Origin of the sequence: Streptomonospora mangrovi (assembly GCF_027604915.1) — a bacterium.
In the GTDB taxonomy this organism is placed as follows: domain Bacteria; phylum Actinomycetota; class Actinomycetes; order Streptosporangiales; family Streptosporangiaceae; genus Streptomonospora; species Streptomonospora mangrovi.
Window position 1 is genome coordinate 53,410 of sequence record NZ_JAJAQC010000041.1, and the last position, 17,858, is coordinate 71,267.

General features: G+C 75.9%; 14 protein-coding genes. 9 read left to right on the top strand and 5 right to left on the bottom strand.

The window, feature by feature from the left end:
• Positions 1 to 193: 193 nt before the first annotated feature.
• The 5 genes from LG943_RS20900 (at position 194) to LG943_RS20920 (ending at position 7,824) form a co-directional block, all read left to right on the top strand.
• The gene (locus LG943_RS20900) at positions 194 to 1,525 is read left to right on the top strand and encodes an SWIM zinc finger family protein (protein WP_270074026.1); all 1,332 of its coding nucleotides are present in this window, start codon (positions 194 to 196) and stop codon (positions 1,523 to 1,525) included.
• A gap of 65 nt (positions 1,526 to 1,590) precedes the next feature.
• The gene (locus LG943_RS20905) at positions 1,591 to 3,042 is read left to right on the top strand and encodes a DUF5691 domain-containing protein (protein WP_270074027.1); all 1,452 of its coding nucleotides are present in this window, start codon (positions 1,591 to 1,593) and stop codon (positions 3,040 to 3,042) included.
• Complete coding sequence (locus LG943_RS20910) at positions 3,039 to 4,136, top strand: ATP-binding protein (RefSeq protein WP_270074028.1); 1,098 nt, start codon at positions 3,039 to 3,041, stop codon at positions 4,134 to 4,136. The genes LG943_RS20905 and LG943_RS20910 overlap by 4 nt, the downstream gene beginning before the upstream one ends.
• Positions 4,136 to 6,520 carry a DUF5682 family protein gene (locus LG943_RS20915; protein ID WP_270074029.1) on the top strand — a complete coding sequence of 795 codons (2,385 nt, stop codon included), beginning with the start codon at positions 4,136 to 4,138 and terminating at the stop codon, positions 6,518 to 6,520. The genes LG943_RS20910 and LG943_RS20915 overlap by 1 nt, the downstream gene beginning before the upstream one ends.
• An 89-nt stretch (positions 6,521 to 6,609) precedes the next feature.
• A complete protein-coding gene (locus LG943_RS20920) occupies positions 6,610 to 7,824 on the top strand; it encodes a VWA domain-containing protein (protein WP_270074030.1) in 1,215 nt (404 codons plus the stop codon).
• A gap of 146 nt (positions 7,825 to 7,970) precedes the next feature.
• Here LG943_RS20920 and LG943_RS20925 read toward each other — a convergent pair whose 3' ends face one another.
• Complete coding sequence (locus LG943_RS20925) at positions 7,971 to 9,149, bottom strand: magnesium and cobalt transport protein CorA (RefSeq protein ID WP_270074031.1); 1,179 nt, start codon at positions 9,147 to 9,149, stop codon at positions 7,971 to 7,973.
• Between the two features lie 355 nt (positions 9,150 to 9,504).
• Between LG943_RS20925 and LG943_RS20930 the strand changes: the two genes are divergently transcribed.
• Positions 9,505 to 10,194, top strand: coding sequence for an alpha-ketoglutarate-dependent dioxygenase AlkB family protein (locus LG943_RS20930; protein WP_270074032.1), 690 nt, complete (start codon positions 9,505 to 9,507; stop codon positions 10,192 to 10,194).
• A 114-nt stretch (positions 10,195 to 10,308) separates the two neighbouring features.
• Here LG943_RS20930 and LG943_RS20935 read toward each other — a convergent pair whose 3' ends face one another.
• Complete coding sequence (locus LG943_RS20935) at positions 10,309 to 12,111, bottom strand: NPP1 family protein (RefSeq protein WP_270074033.1); 1,803 nt, start codon at positions 12,109 to 12,111, stop codon at positions 10,309 to 10,311.
• 105 nt (positions 12,112 to 12,216) lie between these two features.
• On the opposite strand from LG943_RS20935, the gene LG943_RS20940 reads away from it, so the two are divergent.
• Positions 12,217 to 12,444 (top strand): helix-turn-helix domain-containing protein, encoded by a 228-nt coding sequence (locus LG943_RS20940; protein ID WP_270074034.1) that lies wholly within the window; start codon positions 12,217 to 12,219, stop codon positions 12,442 to 12,444.
• Positions 12,445 to 12,519: 75 nt separating this feature from the next.
• Here LG943_RS20940 and LG943_RS20945 read toward each other — a convergent pair whose 3' ends face one another.
• Positions 12,520 to 13,527 (bottom strand): EamA family transporter, encoded by a 1,008-nt coding sequence (locus LG943_RS20945; protein WP_408648627.1) that lies wholly within the window; start codon positions 13,525 to 13,527, stop codon positions 12,520 to 12,522.
• Between the two features lie 71 nt (positions 13,528 to 13,598).
• Between LG943_RS20945 and LG943_RS20950 the strand changes: the two genes are divergently transcribed.
• Entirely contained in the window at positions 13,599 to 14,552 is a 954-nt protein-coding gene (locus tag LG943_RS20950) for a LysR family transcriptional regulator (protein ID WP_270074035.1), read from the top strand.
• 31 nt (positions 14,553 to 14,583) lie between these two features.
• Here LG943_RS20950 and LG943_RS20955 read toward each other — a convergent pair whose 3' ends face one another.
• Together LG943_RS20955 and LG943_RS20960 are read right to left on the bottom strand one after the other, a co-directional pair.
• Positions 14,584 to 15,525, bottom strand: a complete 942-nt coding sequence (locus LG943_RS20955; RefSeq protein ID WP_270074036.1) for a LysR family transcriptional regulator — start codon at positions 15,523 to 15,525, stop codon at positions 14,584 to 14,586.
• 210 nt (positions 15,526 to 15,735) lie between these two features.
• Complete coding sequence (locus tag LG943_RS20960; protein WP_270074037.1) at positions 15,736 to 16,650, bottom strand: ketopantoate reductase family protein; 915 nt, start codon at positions 16,648 to 16,650, stop codon at positions 15,736 to 15,738.
• Between the two features lie 319 nt (positions 16,651 to 16,969).
• Here LG943_RS20960 and LG943_RS20965 point away from each other — a divergent pair, with 319 nt between their 5' ends.
• Complete coding sequence (locus tag LG943_RS20965) at positions 16,970 to 17,524, top strand: GNAT family N-acetyltransferase (protein WP_270074038.1); 555 nt, start codon at positions 16,970 to 16,972, stop codon at positions 17,522 to 17,524.
• Positions 17,525 to 17,858 lie beyond the last annotated feature (334 nt).

Genomic DNA, 17,858 nt, shown 5'->3' on the forward strand with positions numbered 1-17,858 from the left:
CGGCGGTGCGCGCCGCGGCACCGCCCTTCCCCACCAGCGGCCCGCATCGTACCGCCTGCGGGCCGCCGCCACGCGCCCTTCGGCCCGCGCCGAGGGCCGGGTCGGCGCCCGCCGGGAAACGACTTCGACCCGATCCGCGCGGCACGCCCCGCGACGGCCGGAATTGTCGGTGGCACCCCCTAGATTCAGGGATGTGAGCGAACGCTGGACCCCCGACGACGTCTGGGCCCTCGCCCCTGACGCATCCTCCCGCAAGGCCGCCGTCAAGACCGCCAAACCGGCCTCCTGGGCGCTGCGCGGCTTCCGCGCCGGCGACTCCGGCGGAGGGCTCGCGGTGTGGGGCGAATGCTCCGGCAGCGGATCCAAGCCCTACCAGGTCGTGGTCGACCTGGCGGCCGCCCCCGCCTCCCGGTGCTCCTGCCCCAGCCGCAAGTTCCCCTGCAAGCACGCGCTGGCCCTGCTGTACCTGTGGTCGGAGAACACGGTCGACCCCGGCGACCCCCCAGAGTGGGCCGCCGAATGGCTGGCCCGCCGCGAGGCCGCGCGCGAACGCCCCGCGGCCGAACCCGCCGCGCCCGCCGACCCCGAGGCCGCCGCCCGCCGGCTCGAACGCCGCGAGGAGCGCGTGGCCGAGGGCCTGGCCGAACTCGAACTCTGGCTGCGCGACCAGGTCGAGTCCGGGCTGGCCGGCGCGCCCGGCATGGGCTACGGCGAACTCGACTCCGTGGCCGCCCGCCTGGTCGACGCCCAGGCCGGCCGCCTGGCCGACCACGTGCGCGGCCTCAGCGGCGTCACCTCGCTGCCCGACTGGCCGGCCCGGCTGCTGACCGAGTACTCCCTGCTGCGCCTGCTGACCGCCGCCTACCAGCGGCGCGAGCACCTCCCCGAACCCATGCGCGCCACCGTGCGCGCCCGGGTGGGGCTGCCCTCCTCCCCCGACCTCTCCGCGCCGGTGCGCGACACCTGGCACGTCCTGGGCCGGTGCGACTTCCCCGCCGGCCAGGTCCGGGGCCGGCGCATCTGGCTGCGCGGCGCCACCACCGGGCGCACCGCCATGATGGTGTCCTTCGCGCCCCAGGGCCAGGTGCCCGAGACCCCCGTCCGGGTGGGCACCGCCGTCGACGCCGACCTCGCCTTCCACCCCGCCGAGTCCCGCGCGGTGCTGGTCGCCCTGCACGGCGACTCCGCCGCCGAACCCCCCGGCACCGGGGCCGACACCGCCCTGGCCGACTGGTCGGCGGCGCTGGCGGCCGACCCCTGGTGCACCGCGTGGCCGGTGGTCGTGGCCGACGCCGAGTTCGTACGCGGCACCCCCTGGCTGCTGGCCGACCCCACCGGGGCCGCACTGCCGCTGCGCCAGGACTGCTGCCCGCCGCTGACCGCGGCCGCCGTCAGCGGCGGCGCGCCGGTCACCGTGGCCGGCGAGTGGACCCCCGGCGGGCTGCGCCCGCTGTCGGTGTGGGCCCCCGACGGCCGCTGCGTCTCCCTCGACCCCAGAGTCCCGGCCGGGGCCGCGGGCGCCTGAGCCCGTACCGCCGCCCCCGGCCGCCGACCCTTCGCCCCCGCCCTTTCCCAGGTGAGAGGACCCCTGTGCCCCCCGACTCCCCGACCGTGCCCGCCGACACCTGGAGCGACCTCGTCTCCGCGGCCCTGGTGGGCACCGCCCGCCGCTCGGTCCCCGAACCCGCCGGCCTGCCCGAGGTCCGGCGCGACGACCCCGCGCTGGCCCTGCTGGACCGCGCCGCGCTGGCGGCGGTGCGGCTGCGCGCGGGCCGCGTGCCCGCCCGCGTCGAACCCGACGACCCCGGCCGCCTGCCCCCGGCCGCGCCCGACACCGCCCCGGCGGTGCCGGCGGCCGCCGCCCGGCGCCTGGCCTCGCTGCTGGAGGGCGACCTCCCGCTGCTGCGCGAGTGGGCCGACCTCGCGGCCCGGCGCGGCATGGTCGTCCCGACCGACCTGCTCCCCGCCGTCCTCAACCGCGGCGCCCGCGACCACGACCTCGGCCGGGCCCTGGCCCGCGTGGTGGGCGAGCGCGGCCGGTGGCTGGCCGCCGTCAGCTCCCGCTGGGCCTACCTGGAGCGCCACACCCACACCGGCGAGTTCACCGTCGAGAAGTGGCGCGCCCAAGGCGCCGAGAACCGCCGGGCGCTGCTGGAGGCCCGCGAACCCCTCCTGTCGCCCGCCGACGAATCCCTCCTCGAAGAGGCCATGGCCGACCGCAGTTCGCGCGTGCGCGGCATCGCCCTCGCGCTGCTGGCCCAGCTCCCCGACACCGAGCGCGGCCGGCGCCTGGCCGACCTCGCCCGCCGCCACGTCACCCTGCGCGACGGCGCCGTCGAAATCAGCCCGCCCGAGGTCGCCGACCCCGACGTCCCCGCCGCGCTGGGGCTGTCGGCCGCCACCGGCACCCGCGAGGAGATCCGCGAGGAGCGGCTGTGGGCGCTGGTCACCCACGCCCCCCTGGACTGCTGGCTGGGCCGGCTGGGCGCCGACCCCGACGAGGTCGCGGCCGCCGCCTCCGCCCACCCCGAACTGCTCGACACCCTGGCCAACGCCGCCGTCGTGCAGCGGCGCCCCGACTGGGCGCGGGCGCTGCTGCCCGCCCTGTTCCAGCGGCTCTCCCGGCGCCACCACGTGCGGTCCAGCCGCGCCCACGCCCTCGTGGGGCTGCTGCCGCCCGACGACCAGTGCGCCTGGGCCCTGGAGCACGCCAAGCAGGTCTCCCCCGGAACGCGGGGCGCCACCGCCCTGCTGTCGGTGGTCGAGTGCGTGGAGTGCCCCTGGAGCCCCGACCTCGGCCAGATCGTGGCCGACGTCCTGATCGGCGCCGAGAACTCCGACAGCGGCCTGGCCGCCCTGGCCCACGCCGCCGAGACCCGCATGCCCCCCGAACTACACCCCCGGATCGCCGAGGCCGCACGCACCCGCCTGGGCCCGCCCTCCGACCAGCCCGACCGCGACGCCCAGCGCGTCGCGGAGATCCTGCGCGGCCTCGCCGAGAAGCTGCGTTTCCGCCACGAGATGCACAAGGAGTTCCATTGAGCCACCCCGCCACCGGGGCCGCCCTGCGGCCGCACGCGGAGCAGAGCTACGCCGACGAGCTGGCCGCGCTCGAACGCGCCGACTCCCGCCCGCGCCCGCCGGGGTGGCGGATGTCGCCGTGGGCCGTCACCCAGTACATCCTGGGCGGCAAGCTCGACGACGGCACCGAGATCACCCCCAAGTACATCGGCCACCGCCGCGTCGTGGAGATCGCGGTGGCGACCCTGGCCACCGACCGCGCGCTGCTGCTGCTGGGCGTGCCCGGCACCGCCAAGACCTGGCTGTCGGAGCACCTGGCGGCGGCCATCTCCGGCGACTCCACCCTGCTGGTGCAGGGCACGGCCGGCACCGCCGAGGAGGCCATCCGCTACGGCTGGAACTACGCGCGGCTGCTGGCCGAGGGCCCCTCCCAGGCCGCGCTGGTGCCCAGCCCGGTCATGACCGCCATGGCCGACGGTCGCCTGGCCCGCGTCGAGGAGCTGACCCGCATCCCCTCCGACGTCCAGGACGCCCTGATCACCGTGCTGTCGGAGAAGGCGCTGCCGGTGCCCGAGCTGAGCACGGAGGTCCAGGCCCAGCGCGGCTTCAACGTGATCGCCACCGCCAACGACCGCGACCGCGGCGTCAACGACCTGTCCAGCGCGCTGCGCCGCCGGTTCAACACCGTGGTGCTGCCGGTGCCGGCCACCATCGACGAGGAGATCGACATCGTCACCCGGCGCGTGGCCGACCTCGGCCGCTCGCTGGAGCTGCCCGAGGTCCCCACCAGCCTCGCCGAGATCCGCCGCGTGGTGACCGTCTTCCGCGAACTGCGCCAGGGCGTCACCGCCGACGGCAAGGCCAAGGTGAAGTCGCCCAGCGGCACGCTGAGCACCGCCGAGGCCATCTCGGTGGTCACCAACGGCATCGCCCTGGCCGCCCACTTCGGCGACGGCACGCTGCGCCCCGCCGACGTCGCCGCGGGCATCCACGGCGCCGTGGTGCAGGACCCCGTCTCCGACTCCGTGGTGTGGCGCGAGTACCTGGAGACGGTGGCGCGCGAGCGCGACGGCTGGGACGGCTTCTACCGCGCCTGCCGCGAAGTGAGCCGCTGATGGCGCGCGTCGACACCGACCGCGTGCACGTCCTGGGGGTGCGCCACCACGGCCCGGGCTCGGCGCGCGCCGTGGCCGCCGAGCTGGAGCGGTTGCGCCCCGACCTCGTGCTCATCGAGGGCCCGCCCGAGGCCGACCAGCTCACCCGGTTGGTCGGCGAAGGGCTGGAGCCGCCGGTGGCGCTGCTGGCCTACGTGCCCGGGGAGCCCGCGCGGGCGGCGTTCTGGCCGTTCGCGGTGTTCTCCCCGGAGTGGGTGGCGCTGCGCCACGCCGCCGACCACGGTGTCGAGGTCCGCTTCTGCGACCTGCCGGCGGCCCACACCCTGGCCGAACCGGAGGCCGCCGACTCCGCCGAGGCGGCCGGCGGCACCCCCGGCGGGGGCGGCGCGGACGGTGAGAGCGGTGCGGGCGGCGGCACCGCCCCGGCGGAGGCGGACGGCCCCGGCGGCGCGGACACCCCGCTGCCGGCGGCCGGCCCCGACACCGGCGACGACGCCCACCGCCGCGTCACCGACCCCCTGGGCGTGCTGGCCGAGGCCGCCGGCTACGGCGACCCCGAACGCTGGTGGGACGAGGTGGTGGAGGGCCGCGAGACCGGCCCCGACACCCCCTCGCCCTTCCCCGCCATCGCCGAGGCCATGGCGGCGGTGCGGGCCGACCTCGGCACCGGCCTGAGCGGCGCCGCCGCCGAACGCGAGGCCCGCCGCGAGGCGCACATGCGCCAGGTGCTGCGCAAGGCGCTGCGCGAGGACCACCGGCGCATCGCCGTGGTCTGCGGCGCCTGGCACGTGCCCGCGCTCCTGGAGCACCCGCGCGTCTCCGAGGACACCGCCCTGCTGCGCGGGCTGCCCAAGGCCAAGGTCGCGGCCACGTGGATCCCCTGGACCCACGGCCGGCTGGCCGCCGCCTCGGGCTACCGCGCGGGCGTGCGCGCGCCCGGCTGGTACCACCACCTGTTCACCTCGCCCGACCGGCCGGTGGAGCGGTGGCTGGCCGAGGCCGGGCGGCGGCTGCGCGAGCGCGACCAGCCGGTGTCCTCCGCCCACGTCATCGAGGCGGTGCGGCTGACCCAGACCCTGGCGGTGCTGCGCGGCCGGCCGCTGGCCGGGCTGGAGGAGGTCGCCGACGCCGTGGAGTCGGTGCTGTGCGAGGGCGCGCGGACCCGCGCCGAACTCCTGCACCGCGACATGGTCGTGGGCGAGCGCCTGGGCTCGGTGCCCGAGCACACCCCCATGGTGCCGCTCCAGCGCGACCTCGCCGCCCAGCAGAAGCGGGTGCGCCTCCAGCCCTCGGCCACCCCGCGCGACCTCGACCTGGACCTGCGCGAGGACAACGGCCGGCGGCGCAGCGTGCTGCTGCACCGGCTGCGGCTGCTGGGCGTGAACTGGGGCAGCCCCCAGCGCTCCGGCACCGGTTCCAAGGGCACCTTCCGGGAGTCCTGGCGCCTGGAGTGGGCGCCCGAACTCGACCTGTCGCTGATCGAGGCGGGGGTGTGGGGCACCGACGTGGAGTCCGCCGCCACCGCCCGGGTGCGGGCGCGGGCCGACGGGGCCGACCTGCCCACGCTGACCGCGCTGGCCGAGAAGTGCCTGCACGCCGACCTCACCGGCGCCATCGGCGGGGTCCTGGCCGCGCTGACCGCGCGCGCCGCCGAGGACACCGACATCGAACGCCTGATGGCGGCGCTGCCGCCGCTGGCCCGCTCGGTGCGCTACGGCGACGTCCGCAAGAGCGACTCCGCCGCGCTGCACCGGGTGGCCGCCGAACTCCTGGCGCGGGTGTGCGCCGGGCTGGCCCCGGCCCTGACCGGGCTGGACGACGCCGCCGCGGCGGCGATGGTCCGCGCGATCGACGCCGTGCAGGGCGCCGCGGTGCTGCTGGGCGGCGAACCCGAGTCCGACTGGCTGGACACCCTGGGCGCGGTGGCGGTGCGCGACTCCGCGCCGGGCCGGGTGGCCGGGCGGGCCAACCGCATCCTGCACGACGCCGGCCGCCTGGACGACTCCACCCTGGCGGTGCGCATGACCCGGGCCACCTCGCGCGGGGTGGAGCCGGCGCGCGCCGCCGCCTGGCTGGAGGGGTTCCTCTCGGGCAGCGGGCTGCTGCTGGTGCACGACACCGCGCTGCTGGCGCTGGTGGACCGGTGGCTCGCCGGGCTCTCCGGCGAGGCGTTCACCGAGGTCCTGCCGCTGGTGCGGCGCACCTTCGGCTCGTTCGCCACACCCGAGCGCCGCGCCATCGGCGAGCAGGTGCGCCGCCTGGACTCCCCCGGCGCCTCCGGCGGCGCCGAGGCCGCCCCCGACGACCTCGACCCCCGGCGCGCCGCGCCGGCGGTGGCGGCGGTGGCGGAGCTGCTCGGCCTGGCCGCGCCCGTCCCCGGCTGACCCCGGCCCCTCCCCCGCCCCCTTCGCCCCGCCGACCCCGAGAGGAGGCTGCGGCGGCCGGCCCGCCCGCCGGCCGCCGCGCACCCCCGATGACCGACCTCACCGACACCCCGGCCGCCCTCGCCGAGCCCGAGCACCAGCCCGAGCGGCTGCGCCGGTGGCGGCTGGTGCTGGGCGGCGCCGCCGCCTCGGAGTTCGCCGAACTCAACGCCGCCGACAAGCGCATGGACGGCGCCCTGGCCGCCCTCTACGACCAGGGCTCGGGCGGTCCCGGCGGGCGCGGCGGCCCCCGCTCCGCCGGCCTGGGCGGCTCGGCCCCGGCCGTGGCCGACTGGCTGGGCGACATCCGCCAGTACTTCCCCACCAGCGTGGTGCGGGTGATGCAGGCCGACGCCATGGACCGGCTCGGCCTGGACCGGCTGCTGCTGGAGCCGGAGATGATGGAGGCGGTGGAGCCCGACGTCCACCTGGTGGGCACGCTGCTCTCCCTCAACCAGGTCATGCCCGAGCAGGCCCGCGAGACCGCGCGCACGGTGGTGCGCAAGGTCGTGGAGGACCTGGAGAAGCGCCTGGCCCAGCGCACCCGCGCGGTGGTGCAGGGCGCGCTGGACCGCTCGGCCCGCACCCACCGCCCGCGCCGGGTCGCCGACATCGACTGGGACCGCACCATCCGGCGCAACCTCCAGCACTACCTGCCCGAGCAGCGCACCGTGGTGCCGCAGAACCTGGTGGGCTACGCCCGGCGCAGCCGGGGCGTGCAGCGCGACGTGGTGCTGTGCATCGACCAGAGCGGGTCGATGGCGGCCTCGGTGGTCTACGCGGGGGTGTTCGCCGCGGTGCTGGCCTCCATCCGGGCGCTGCGCACCTCCATGGTCGTGTTCGACACCTCGGTGGTGGACCTCACCGAGCAGTTGAGCGACCCGGTGGAGGTGCTGTTCGGCACCCAGTTGGGCGGGGGCACCCACATCAACCGCGCCCTGGCCTACTGCGAGGGGCTGATCACCCGGCCCTCGCAGTCGATGCTGGTGCTGATCAGCGACCTCTACGAGGGCGGGGTGCGCGAGGAGATGCTGCGCCGGGTGGCGGCCATGACCGCCGCGGGCGTGCAGGTGGTGGTGCTGCTGGCGCTGTCGGACGAGGGCGCGCCCTCCTACGACCGCCACAACGCCGCCGCCCTGGCCGCCATGGGGGTCCCGGCGTTCGCCTGCACCCCCGACAAGTTCCCCGACCTGATGGCCGCCGCGATCCAGGGCAGGTCCCTGGCCGCCTGGGTGGAGGAGGAGCAGGCCGCCGAGAGAGGGTAGGCGGGTGGGGGGTGGGGGCCGGGGCGGCTGCCATCGGCCCTCACCGCGGACGGCCCTCACCGCGGACGGCCCTCGCCTCGGGCGGTTCGGCACCCGGCCTGGATCCCCACCCCCACGGGCCTGTCGCACCCGCGCGGTCACATCCGCTACATCCACTTGCGCCATTTGAAGACGACATACAGCGCCACGCTGATGCCCAGCATCAGCACCAGCGCCCAGGGGTAGCCCAACACCCAGTCCAGCTCGGGCATGTGGGTGAAGTTCATGCCGTAGACGCCGGTGATCAGGCTGGGCGCGAACAGGATGGCCGCCCACGCCGAGATCTTCTTGACCTGCTCGCCCTGGAGGTAGCTGGCCTCGGTGACCCGGCGCATCTCGTCGTTCTGCGCCTCGGTGACCAGGGTGGCGTTGACGGTGAGGATGTTCTGGAGCATGTCGCGGAACCCGCTGACCCGCTCGGCGACGGTGGTGGCGTGGTCGGCGACGTCGCGCAGGTAGCGGCGGAGTTCGGCGTCGGTGTCGTACTTCTCGAAGCCCTCGTTCAGGGAGCGCAGCATGGGCAGCAGCGGCTGGGCCGCGCGCTGGAACTCGATGACCTCGCGCGAGAGCTTGTAGATGCGGCGGGAGACGGCGGGATCGCCGGCGAAGACCTGGGTCTCGATCTCGTCGATGTCGTTTTGCAGCCCGGCCACCACGGGGGCGTAGCCGTCGACCACGGCGTCGAGGATGGCGTAGAGCACCGCCTCGGGGCCCAGGGCCAGCAGGTCGGGTTCGTCCTCCAGGCGCTTGCGCACCACCGAGAGGTCGGGGGCGTCGGTGTGGCGCACGGTGATGATGAAGTGGCGGCCCACGAACAGGTGGATCTCGCCGAACTCGACCTCCTCGGCGGCGTCGAGGTAGTGGGCCGACTTCAGCACGACGAAGAGGGTGTCGTCGTAGCGCTCCAGCTTGGGCCGCTGGTGGGCGACGATGGCGTCCTCGACGGCCAGGGCGTGCAGGCCGAACTCCTCGGCGACCTCCAGGAGCTGGGAGCTGGCGGGCCGCAGCAGCCCGATCCAGGCCAGGCCGCCCGCGTGGCCGGGGGTGCGGCGGTGGAGGTCGGCGACGTCGGAGATGTCGACGGGGCCCTCCTGGCGGCGGCCGTCGACGTAGACGGCGGCGTCGATGACGCTGTCCTGCACCGGAGGGGTGCCCTCATCGCTGTGGGGGCGGTGGTCGGCCCGGGGGTCCATGGACCGCTCGGGCGGCTGGGGGCGGGTGGAGCGGCGGGCCTGCTGGGCGTCGCGGATGCTGGGCAGCCAGGCGAGAGGGTTGCGTTGGGCCATGGGAACACCCCTGGTGTGTCGAGGTCGGCGGAGAGCGGCCTCGGGACGCGCGGCGGCCCGGGGCCGCGCGGATCTGGCGCGGCTTCAGGCCGTACTGGGAGGTTGGCTCATCGGCCTCACCTCCCGGGGTTCCGCTTTCACGTGCACAACGCGCCTCCATGGTACCTACGCCTGCGGTGGTCTGGCCGACTCGGTACCCGGGTTGCGGACGCACAATCCGACCGCTGCGCGCACGGCCGGCCGAACCGTTGCCCGCGCGGGCGACCGGACCAGTTCCCGCACGGGGCGCACGGGTTGTGCACAGGCGGTCCTACCCGTGTTGTGAACCGCCGGTCGCCCGTGGTCGGATGGAGGCATGGACCGCAGGAACGCCGCAGGTGAGACCGCCGACCTGTTCGGCGGCACGCCCCTGGAGGTGGCGCCCGGGGCGGTGCACGTGCCGGGCTGGCTGGACCCCGCCGCCCAGCGCGACCTCGTGGCGCTGTGCCGGGAGTGGGCGGGCGGCCCGGCGGGCATGCGCCGCCACCGCATGCCGCGCGGCGGGCTGATGAGCGTGCGCATGGCGGCGCTGGGCTGGTACTGGGAGCCCTACCGGTACTCCCGCACCCTGCCCGACGGCAGACCCGTGCGGCCTTTCCCCGACCTGCTGGGCCGCCTGGCGCGTGAGGGCGTGGCCGCCGCCTACGGCCGCCCTCCGGCGCCACAGTCACCGCCCTACGACGTCGCGCTGGTCAACTTCTACGACGCCGAGGCGCGGATGGGCATGCACCAGGACCGCGACGAACGCGCCGACGCCCCGGTGGTGTCGCTGAGCCTGGGCGACACCTGCGTGTTCCGGTTCGGCAACACCGAGACCCGCACCCGCCCCTACACCGACGTGGAGCTGCGCAGCGGCGACCTGTTCGTGTTCGGCGGCCCCTCGCGGCTGGCCTACCACGGGGTGCCGCGCACCCGGCCGGGCACCGCGCCGGAGGGCATCGGGCTGGCGGCCGGACGGCTGAACATCACGATCCGCGCCTCGGGGCTGGCGGATTCCCAGGGCTGAGCGTCCGGAGCGGCCCGCCGCCCCGGACGGTCGACTCCCACATCGGCCGGTCACTCGCGCCGGCCGGTCCGCCGTCCCCGCCTGTCCGCCGTCCCCGCCGGTCCGCCCCGGGGCTCAGCCCCGGATGAGGTCGCGGATGTTGACCCACAGCAGGATCGCCACCACCACGCCCGTGGGCACCAGCAGCGCGATCCGCCAGTCGGCGGCGAAGGCGGCGATGATGCCCACCACCACCGCCACGGCCAGCAGCAGCACGGCCACGCCGGTCAGGAACGGCATGAGCTTGCGCCGGGCCATGGCGTCGACCATGGCGAACACCAGCACCACGCCGATCATCGCGGGGGCGGTGTAGGTGCCGCGCAGGAACAGCATGGCGCCCAGCGCGCAGATCAGCAGCGGCGTGCTCAGCGCCGCCCACACGTGCAGGAAGCGGGTGGTGCGCTGCTGGCCGGTGGCGTAGGGCAGGTGGGGGCGGCGCAGGTGCTCGGTGGGGCTGGGGGCGACCGGCACCGCGCCGTCGAGGGCGGCGCGGCAGGAGTCGCGCTCGTCGCTCATCATCGCGCGGCGGCGGTAGGCGGCCGACAGCTCCTTCTCGTCGGCGCGGATGCGGGTGTCGTACTCCTGGGCGCGGCTCTGGGAGTGGGCGTCGTGGCCCAGCACCAGGCGGGCGGCGGTGAGGCGGCGCAGCGCGTCGCGGCGGCGCAGGATCTCGGCGTCGGCCTCGCGAATGCGCTCCTCCAGGTCGCCCAGGTGGGCGGCGAGCTGGACGCGGGCGGCGGACTCCGTCGGCGGGACCTTCTGGAGCCCCACCCAGGCCAGGGGGTCGGCCCAGGACCAGCGGATGGTGCCGTCGCGCTCGTAGCGGGGGCCGCTGGGGGCGCGCTCGCCCTCGAAGAAGTCGCCGGTGTCGCGGCCCCACAGGCCGCGGAACCCGCGCACCCAGGGGGTGTCGTCGTCGATGACGTGGGCGGTCCAGGTGCGGTCGCCGCCGGGTCCCACGCGCACGCCGTCGCCGCGGGCGTAGTCCACGAACGGCACGCCGATCCCGTGGCGGGCGAAGGCGCTGTCGCCGCGGAAGATCCGCTCGCCCACCCACCGCCAGGCGCGCACCACCCAGCGCAGCACAGCGGGGTCGACCTGGATGAGGTAGTCGCCGGGCAGCATCTGGTGGGAGTGGGAGCCGGCGCCGACGAAGATGACGGGGTGGTCGCCCTCGCGGCGCAGATCGGGGTCCTCCCAGCTACGGCGCAGGTCGTCGCCGAAGTACTCGTGGGAGGAGGCGCCCACCCACACCGGGCGGGTGCGGCCCTCGGAGTCCTCCACGACGTAGACGGTGACCTTCTCCCAGTCGGCCTCGTGGTCGTTGACGCCGCCGTAGGTGGAGCGCCAGTCGTTCATCGCGTAGAAGTACCAGTACTGGAGCGCGATGTAGCCGCCCTCGCGGACCACGCGGCCGTAGTAGCTGGCGGTGCCGGCGGCGTCGACCCGGTCGCGGTAGCGGGTGGCCGCGGCGGCGGCCACGCCGCCGGGCACGGCGCCGCGGATCAGCAGCGACAGCTTCATCAGGATGTCGACGACCCGGCCCAGCACGCCCACGGCCGCCAGGCGGCCGCTGCGGGGGATGACGCGGCGCGCGCTGCGGCGGTGGCGGCGGGCCTCGGCGCGCAGCGAGGCGGCCTGCACGAACCGCAGGTGCTTGTAGCGGCCGGGCCACTCCTGCTCGGCCTGGGCGAGGCGGTCCAGGGTCAGCTCGCCGGCCGGGACCACCTCGACCTCCTTGCCCTCGCGGTCCTCGCACCACAGGGAGCAGCAGCCCACATAGGACTCGACGTCGGCGGGGAAGAACAGCTCGCCGCGCGTGTAGACGAGGACGGGTTCGTAGGCGCGCAGCAGTTCGAGGTCGGATTTTGTGCTCATGGTTGTGCCTGACCTTAGTGGATCTTGCCGGAGGGCCGTGCCGGGCGGGCTTCGCGGCCTTCGGACCGCCGCCCGCCGCGCACCGGGACGGCGTAGGTTGGTCCCATGGAAGAGGACCTCATCACGCCGCTGCTGGAGTCGGCCCGCGGGGAGTCTCCGCTGGCCGCGCTGCACGCCACCGTGCGGTTGCGGGGGGAGGTCGAGCGGCTGGAGGCGATCCACGTCCGGCGCGCGCGGGCACAGGGCTACACCTGGAGCGAGATCGCGACCATCCTCGGCATCAGCAAGCAGGCGGTGCACAAGAAGTATGGCGGCAGCCGCAGGGAGCGGTGACCGCGCGGGTGCGTTCGGCAGCCGCCCGCCCCGTCGCGGGGCGGGCGTGGCCGGATCCGGCCGCCGCCGGCGGGGTCAGCCCACCCGTTCGGGGGTGCGCGGGGCGGCCGGCCCGGCGGCCTCGGGCGGCGGAGGCTGGTCGGCGTCGGCGGCGGCCGCGCGGCGCCGGCGGGTGCGGCGCACGCGGGCCAGGGCGGCGCGGTCGTCGCCGCGGGCGGCGCCCACCCCGGCCAGGACCACCAGGGCCATGCCGGCCACCTGCACGGGCGCGGGGGTCTGGGCGACGATGAGCAGGCCCATGACGAGGCTGACGGCGGGTTCGAGGCTGACGAAGGTGCTGTAGGCGGTGCGGCTCATGCGCTGGAGCACCATCATCTCCAGCAGGAACGGCACCAGCGGGAACAGCACCGCGATGACCAGGGTGACCCACAGGACGCGGCCCAGGTCGGGGGCGGCCAGCACCGGCGGCAGCCCGGCGGGCGCGGTGAGCACGGCGCCCACGGCCATGGCCACGGCCAGGCCGTGCACGGGCCGGAAGGACGACCCCACCCGCTGGGTGAGCACGATGTAGAGCGCCACGCAGACCGCTCCGGCCAGGCCCAGGGCCACGCCCACGGGGTCGGCCTCGCCGGTCCAGGGCCGGGTGAGCAGCAGCACGCCCACGGCGGCGGCGCCCAGCCACACGGCCTCGCGGCGGCGGCGCAGCGCCAGGACGGCCACGGCCAGGGGGCCGAGGAACTCCAGGGCGGTGGCGGTGCCCAGGTCGATGCGCGCCGTCGCCTCGGAGTAGAGCACCATCATCCCCGCACTCGCTGTGCCCAGGATCACCGCGGTGCCCAGTTCGCGGGGCCGCGCGGCGCGCAGCGCCCGCCACAGGGAGCGCCCGCCCAGGGCCGTGAGCAGCAGGGCGGCCCAGGTCAGCCGCAGCCAGGTGACGCCCATGGGGCCGGCCTGGCTGAAGGCGTGCACGGCCAGCGCGCTTCCGGTGTGCAGCACGAACATCCCGCCGAGCAGCAGCGCGGCGGGCGGGACGCGGTCCAGGGCAGGGCGCAGTCCAGCGGAAAAGGGGAGAAAGCGGATCACCCGACCATTGCACTGGGCGGGTTTGTTTCTGTCCACGGACCATTGGTGGACGAACCGTGTAGTTTTGGTGGATGGATCTGACGCGGTTGCGGCTGCTGGTCGAGCTGGAGCGGTGGGGCACCATGGGCGCCGTCGCCGAGGTGGCGGGGATGAGCACCTCGGCGGTCTCCAAGCACTTCGCGGTGCTGGAGAAGGAGGCCGGCGCGCGGCTGCTGGCGCCCGAGGGCCGCCGGGTGCGGCTCACCCCGGCCGGGCAGCGCCTGGCCCGCCACGCCGTGGACATCCTCGCCCGGGTGGAGGCCGCCCAGGCGGAGCTGGCCGGCGAGGGCGAACCGGTGGGGCGGGTGTCGCTGGTCACCTTCGTCAGCGTGGCCACCCCAATCGTGCTGCCGGCGGTGCGCCGGCTGCGCGACGACCACCCCGGCATCGACGTGCGGCTCATCGAGCACGAGCCCGACGACGCGCTGCGCGTGCTCCAGTCGGGCGCCGCCGACCTGGGGCTGGTCTACGACTACAGCCTGGTGCCGCGCCGCTTCCCCGGCACCATGACGCTGCGCCCGCTGGGCACCGAGCCGCTGCTGCTGTCCCAGCCCTCGGCGGGGCCGGCCACCAGCCGCACCATGACGCGTGCGCGGCTGCGGGGGCTGGCCGACGCCTCCTGGATCGCCAACTCGCGCGGCAGCGACGACGACGAACTGGTGAGCCGCCTGTGCGCGGGCGCCGGGTTCGCGCCGCTGATCCGGCACCGCATCGACAACCTGGAGATGGTGGAGGAGCTGGTGGCGGCGGGGATGGGGGTGGGCGTGCTGCCCAAGCTGGCGGCGGCCACCCGGCGCGGGGTGGTGCACTCGCCGCTGGGCGAACTGGGCGGCAGCCGCCGGATCGCGCTGGCCGCCAACACGGGGGCATGGGCGTGGCGGCCCATCCTGCTGCTGGGCCGCTACCTGTGGCAGGAGGCCCGCCGGGTACTGGACGACGCCGCCCCCGAGCCGCCGGCCCCGCCGGGCCCGGCCGACTTCGGGTGAGCGAGGGGCTGGGGTGGGAGGGGGCGGATGGTTATCCCGCGCGGTGGCCCGACACCAGCAGGGGGTCCACGGACGGCACCGGGACCTTGGCGGCGGCCTCGCGCACGGCCGCCAGGAACGGGTCGGCGTTGTAACCGGCGCGGGCCAGGGCGATGATGTGGCGGCGGGCGGTGTCGCGGACCGTGCGCACCACCACGTGCGGGGTGGGCAGCCCGGTCCAGGCCAGCCGGGGCAGCAGCGCCACACCCAGCCCGGCCTGCACCAGGCCGAAGACGGCGCTGAACTCGTGCACGGTGTGGCGCACCCGGGGCTGGAAACCGGCCTGGTGGCAGGCGGCGACGACGCAGTCGTACCAGGGGGTGCCCTGGGCCGAGAGGATCCAGTCGGCCTCCGCGAGGTCGGCGGCCAGGTCGAGGTCGGCGCGGGCGGCCAGCGGGTGCTGGTAGGGCAGCACCGCGTCGAACGGCTCGACCATCAACGGGGTCATCTGGAACTCCGGCGACCCCGCCGGGGGCAGGCTGGCCGAAGATTGGGTGACGGCGATGTCGATGTGCCCGGCGCGCAGCATCTCGGTGCTGTGCTCGGGTTCAGCCTGCACGATCTCGAACCGCCAACCGGGCAGGGTCTGGCGCAGCGCGGCCACCGCCGGGCCGACCAGGTCGGAGATGGCCGTGGCGAAGGAGCCGACGCGGGCCACCCCCACCTTGCCCTCGGCGTACTCGGCGAGGTCGGCCTGGGCGCGCTCCAGTTCGGCGAAGATCACGTCGGCGTGGCTGAGCAGCACGCGGGCGGCACCGGTCAGCAGGAACCGGCGCCCCTGGCGCTCCACCAGCGTGACCCCGGTCTCCTTGGCCAGCGCGGCCAACTGCTGGGAGACCGCGGACGGGGTGACGCCCAGCGCCTCAGCCGTGCCGGCGACCGTCTGGTGCTGGTCCAGCGCCTGGAGCAACTGCAACCGGCGCACATCGATCATGACCTCAATGTAATGTCCCGGAAACACACGCGCGGCTGCTCGGCGCCCCCGGGGGGCATTCGCGGCGTGATCTCCTGCACACCGCGCGCGTCCCCCCGCGCGTGTCCCGCGCCTTCCCCCACGCTTTCCGCGCGATCCCGCGCACTCCCCCGACGCTCCCCCGCGCGGTCCCGTGCGCTTGTGCCGCGCTTTCCCGCGGCCGGCGGGCGCTCAGCGGGCGGCGTCGACGGCGCGCAGGTCGGCCACGACCCGCTCGGTGATCGGCACGGGCACGCCCGCCTCGGCCGCCGCCCGCAGCAGGGCGCCGCCCAGCGCGTCGACCTCCATGGGGCGGCCCGCCTCGCGGTCGCGCAGCATGGAGGGCTTGGTGGCCGGGGGCGCGGCGTCGAACATGGCGGTCACCCGCGCGGTGTCCAGCGCCAGGCCGCGCGCGGCGGCCACCGCCTCGACCTCGCGGGCCACCCCCAGCAGGTCCGCGCGCCGCTCGGCGCGCGCGGTGCCGATGTCGGTGCCGTGGTGTGTACACACCAGCGCGGTGGGCAGCAGGAAGTGGAACTTGCGCCACAGCACGCCCGCCTCGTCGTGGTGCAGGCGCACGTCCAGCCCCGCGTCGCGCAGCGCCTCGGCCAGGGTCTCGACGCGGTCGGCCGGGGCGCCGGAGTAGGCGATGTCCAGCGCGGCGAAGGGGCTGGTGTGGGCGATGTGGCCGGGTGCCACGCGGGTGGACTCCACCCGGATGGAGCTGGCGAGCACGTGGGCGCCGGGGTAGTGCGCCCGCAGCAGGTCCATGTGCTCGAAGCCGTTGAGGAGGGGGACGATGAGGGCGTCGACCGCCAGGCGGGGCGAGAAGCGCGCCAGCGCGGCGGGCAGCGCCGTGGCCTTGGCGGCGACCACCAGCACGTCGGCGTGCTCGGTGGCGGTGGGCACGGCGGGCACGCCCACCCGGAAGTCGCCGAGCATGCCGGAGTCCACGCGCAGGCCCGCCGCCGCGATGTGCTCGGCGGTGGGCTCGGTGGCGACGACGGTGACGGGGTGGCCCCGGCGGGCCAGGACCCCGGCGAGCAGTCCGCCGACGCCGCCGGGGGCGAGCACGGCGGTGCGGCCGAGAGGGGTGCGCTCGCCCATGTCCGGGCTCCCTTCCACGAGGTCGCGCCCGCCCCGTACGGGGCGGCCGGAGATCGCCCCATTGTGCCGTGCGGTGGGTGCGCGGCGGCGGGCGGGGTGGCGGGGTACGGCTCCCCCGCGCGGCGCCCCATCGGCAAAGAAAACGTGATTTTCTCCTATCGTCACGTCGCAGCGTCCTTTTCCCCGTGGTGGGGCGACGCCCGCCGCACCCGGGACGTACCGTCAGGAATACAGCTCACCCCGCTTGTCCGGGCGCGGCGCGGCCACGGTGCCGGGCGCCCCGCCAGGCGGGGTCGCATGGGAAACGGGTGGAAAAAACATGGGATCTTCGTTGGCGACCAAAACCCACAGCGGAATTCCGACTCTGCGCTACCGCTACCTCGGCGCCGCCGACGTGGAGGAGCTGGCGGAGCTGTGGGCGGCCCTGCACGAGCAGCACGCCACCGTCGCGCCGCACCTTGAGGACATCATCACCCGCGTCAACGCCGAGGAGTCCTGGCGGCGCCGCCGGGCGCAGTACCTCGCCTGGCTGGAGGACTCCAGCACACTGGCGCTGGTGGCCGAGCGCGACGGCCGGACCGTGGGCTACGCCATGGTGACCGTCCGCCGGAGCGAGCAGGGCTCCTGGGACCGCGGCGCGCGGGTGGCCGTCGTCCAGACCCTGGCGGTGGCCCCCGAGCACACCGGCACGGGCGTGGGCTCGGGCCTGCTGGAGGAAATCCGCCGGCAGGTGGGTTCGATGGGCATCCGCGACATCGAGCTGACGGCCCTGGCCACCAGCTCCGAGGACATCCGCTTCTTCGAGCAGGAGGGCTTCCGGCCCTTCGTCACCACGATGGTCACCCGGATCGGCGGGGTCGGCGGCCACGACTGAGCCCCGCCCGGCGGCCGCCGCGGGGGACCGGCGACGCACGGCACGCGCCCGCGGGGGCGTCGGCACCAGGGGGTGCGGGCGCCCCCGCGGCGCGTCGGGCGCCGGGGGGCGGGCGGCGCGCCCGCCCCGGCCAAGGCCACCGGAGGTTCGTCCTGCCCCGTGCGGTCCACGCGCGCGGTGCACGCCGACAGGCGCGACGCCGGGGTACCCCCGTTATCTTCTTCGCGGTCCTGCAAGAGGGCCGCTGGCCTTCGGGCCCGGCATGACTGTTCCCCCCTGTCGAACCAATGACCTGGGGGGTGGTGTCACCGGGCCCGAAAGGCGCCGTTGGAGA

What these genes read in the sequence shown, in the direction of transcription:
- LG943_RS20935 (WP_270074033.1), bottom strand. Translation starts at nt 12,111, where the DNA reads ATGAGCACAAAATCCGACCTCGAACTGCTGCGCGCCTACGAACCCGTC.
- LG943_RS20965 (WP_270074038.1), top strand. Translation starts at nt 16,970, where the DNA reads ATGGGATCTTCGTTGGCGACCAAAACCCACAGCGGAATTCCGACTCTG.
- LG943_RS20930 (WP_270074032.1), top strand. Translation starts at nt 9,505, where the DNA reads ATGGACCGCAGGAACGCCGCAGGTGAGACCGCCGACCTGTTCGGCGGC.
- LG943_RS20960 (WP_270074037.1), bottom strand. Translation starts at nt 16,650, where the DNA reads ATGGGCGAGCGCACCCCTCTCGGCCGCACCGCCGTGCTCGCCCCCGGC.
- LG943_RS20920 (WP_270074030.1), top strand. Translation starts at nt 6,610, where the DNA reads ATGACCGACCTCACCGACACCCCGGCCGCCCTCGCCGAGCCCGAGCAC.
- LG943_RS20950 (WP_270074035.1), top strand. Translation starts at nt 13,599, where the DNA reads ATGGATCTGACGCGGTTGCGGCTGCTGGTCGAGCTGGAGCGGTGGGGC.
- LG943_RS20915 (WP_270074029.1), top strand. Translation starts at nt 4,136, where the DNA reads ATGGCGCGCGTCGACACCGACCGCGTGCACGTCCTGGGGGTGCGCCAC.
- LG943_RS20940 (WP_270074034.1), top strand. Translation starts at nt 12,217, where the DNA reads ATGGAAGAGGACCTCATCACGCCGCTGCTGGAGTCGGCCCGCGGGGAG.
- LG943_RS20955 (WP_270074036.1), bottom strand. Translation starts at nt 15,525, where the DNA reads ATGATCGATGTGCGCCGGTTGCAGTTGCTCCAGGCGCTGGACCAGCAC.
- LG943_RS20925 (WP_270074031.1), bottom strand. Translation starts at nt 9,149, where the DNA reads ATGGCCCAACGCAACCCTCTCGCCTGGCTGCCCAGCATCCGCGACGCC.